This window comes from Streptomyces sp. NPDC060205 (assembly GCF_042728395.1).
In the GTDB taxonomy this organism is placed as follows: Bacteria; Actinomycetota; Actinomycetes; order Streptomycetales; family Streptomycetaceae; genus Streptomyces.
Window position 1 is genome coordinate 1 of sequence record NZ_JBHWZP010000599.1, and the last position, 2,307, is coordinate 2,307.

Annotated in this window: 3 protein-coding genes; 1 reads left to right on the top strand and 2 read right to left on the bottom strand. The window is 66.7% G+C overall.

Annotated elements, in window-relative coordinates; all coding sequences use genetic code 11:
* Nucleotides 1–41: 41 nt before the first annotated feature.
* Both ftsX and ftsE read right to left on the bottom strand, forming a co-directional pair.
* Nucleotides 42–959 carry a permease-like cell division protein FtsX gene (ftsX, locus tag ACFWGJ_RS43350; protein ID WP_107015901.1) on the bottom strand — a complete coding sequence of 306 codons (918 nt, stop codon included), beginning with the start codon at nucleotides 957–959 and terminating at the stop codon, nucleotides 42–44.
* Between the two features lie 46 nt (nucleotides 960–1,005).
* Complete coding sequence (gene ftsE, locus ACFWGJ_RS43355; RefSeq protein ID WP_107015900.1) at nucleotides 1,006–1,695, bottom strand: cell division ATP-binding protein FtsE; 690 nt, start codon at nucleotides 1,693–1,695, stop codon at nucleotides 1,006–1,008.
* Between the two features lie 359 nt (nucleotides 1,696–2,054).
* Here ftsE and ACFWGJ_RS43360 point away from each other — a divergent pair, with 359 nt between their 5' ends.
* Nucleotides 2,055–2,249: a hypothetical protein gene (locus tag ACFWGJ_RS43360; RefSeq protein ID WP_387334491.1), complete on the top strand. Its 195-nt coding sequence runs from the start codon at nucleotides 2,055–2,057 to the stop codon at nucleotides 2,247–2,249.
* The last annotated feature ends 58 nt before the right edge of the window (nucleotides 2,250–2,307 follow it).

The following is a 2,307-nucleotide window of genomic DNA, read 5'->3' on the forward strand; positions in this document are numbered from 1 at the left end:
GGCCGTACCGGCGGTTGCCGGTACGGCCCTCTTGGCATGTGTCACACCTTCAAGTACTTGCGCAACGCGAAGAACGCGGCCAGCGCGGGCATCAGAAGGCTCGTGGCGAGGATCAGCGGCAGCTTCGTGAGGACGGCGTCCCAGCCGATGAAGTTGATCAGATTCAGCTTCTCGGACAGGGCGAGACCGTGGTCGATGATGAAGTACCGCGCGATCACCAGGAAGGCGCAGGCGACACCACCGCCGATCAGTCCGGCGACGGCGGCCTCCATGATGAACGGCGCCTGGATGTAGAAGCCGGAGGCGCCCACCAGGCGCATGATCCCGGTCTCACGCCGACGGCTGAACGCGGAGACGCGCACCGTGTTGACGATCAGCATCAGCGCGACGACGAGCATCATCGCCATCACCGCCCGCGCTGCCCAGTTCATGCCGTTGAGCAGCCCGAAGAGGTTGTCGAGGATGCCCTTCTGGTCCTGCACGGACTGCACGCCGTCACGGCCGTCGAAGGCGGTCGCGATGACCTGGTACTTCTCCGGGTCCGTCAGCTTGACGCGGAAGGACTCCTGCATCTGGTCCGGGGTGAGCGAGGCCGCCAGCGGGGAGTCGCCGAACTGCTCCTTGTAGTGCTTGTACGCCTCGTCGCTCGACTCGTGCGTGACGTTGTCGACGACGGACATCTTGCCGAGGTCGGTCTCGATCTGCTTCTTCTGCTCGCTGGTGACCGCTCCCTTGGCGCAGTTGGGGTCGGACTCCGCGTCGGACTTGTTGCAGAGGAAGATCGAGACGTTGACCTTGTCGTACCAGTAGCCCTTCATCGTGCTCACCTGGTCGCTCATCAGGAGCGAGCCGCCGAACAGGGCGAGGGACAGGGCGACGGAGACGACGACCGCGAAGGTCATCGTGAGATTGCGGCGGAGACCGACACCGATCTCCGACAGAACGAACTGGGCGCGCATGGCGTCTTCTCAGGCCTTTCCGTGGACGGACGCGTGGGACTCGCGGTCAGTGCTGATAGCCGTAGACGCCGCGCGCCTGGTCGCGGACGAGGCGACCCTTCTCCAGCTCGATGACGCGCTTGCGCATCTGGTCCACGATGTTCTGGTCGTGCGTCGCCATCACGACGGTGGTCCCGGTCCGGTTGATCCGGTCGAGCAGCTTCATGATGCCGACGGAGGTCTGCGGGTCCAGGTTTCCGGTGGGCTCGTCCGCGATCAGCAGCTTGGGCCGGTTCACGAACGCTCTCGCGATGGCCACGCGTTGCTGCTCACCGCCGGACAGCTCGCCGGGCATCCGGTCCTCCTTGCCGCCGAGGCCGACGAGGTCGAGCACCTGGGGCACGGACTTGCGGATCTCGCCCTTGGACTTGCCGATCACTTCCTGCGCGAAGGCGACGTTCTCGGCGACCGTCTTGTTGGGCAGGAGGCGGAAGTCCTGGAACACGGTCCCCAGCTGGCGGCGCATCTGCGGCACCTTCCAGTTGGAGATGCGCGCGAGGTCCTTGCCCAGCACGTGCACCTGGCCGTGGCTGGCCCGCTCTTCGCGCAGGATCAGCCGCAGGAAGGTGGACTTTCCGGAGCCGGATGACCCCACCAGGAACACGAACTCACCGCGCTCCACCTCCAGGGAGACATCCCGGAGAGCGGGGTGGGTCTGCTTGGCGTAGACCTTGGAGACATTGTCGAATCGGATCACGGATGCACCACAGGCCGTCGGGGGTATGGGGGCTAGATGAGCGTGACCTTACGCGACCTGAGTGCACGCGCGCAGGCGCGGAGACGGGTTGCACAAGGGTTGTGCGCATTTGTACCGGGCACATAGAAGGAGAGGCTTCTTCGGGAAGGGCTCCGCCCCTCAGGGGCGCGGGGAACTGCGCGACGAGCCCCCACCGCCCCGCAGCCGCGATACGACCCGCAGCCCCCTCCCGAGGCGCCCGCAGAGCCCCCTGCACAGGAACGCGCGCACCTTCCGGAGGAACCTGGCACAGTGGAGTGGGAACGTATCCGTCCCCGAGAGCGTTGTGTCCGTGGAACCGGTGCAAGGAGGGCGAGCGCATGACGTACGACCGGCTGGTGTGCGCGAACTGCGCCGCGCCTGTGAACGAAGGCCGCTGCCCCGTGTGCCGCGCGAACCGCGCACGCCTGCAGAACGAGGGCCCCCTGGGCGGTGGACTCACCCCCGTGACCTTGATCGCGCTGCTCGCCGTCCTGATCGCGGCGGTGGCCCTGCTGGCGCACCAGACCGCCTAAGGGCGCCGCGGGCGCATAGGAGCCGACCCCACACAAGGAAGGGCCCGGAGCCGATGGC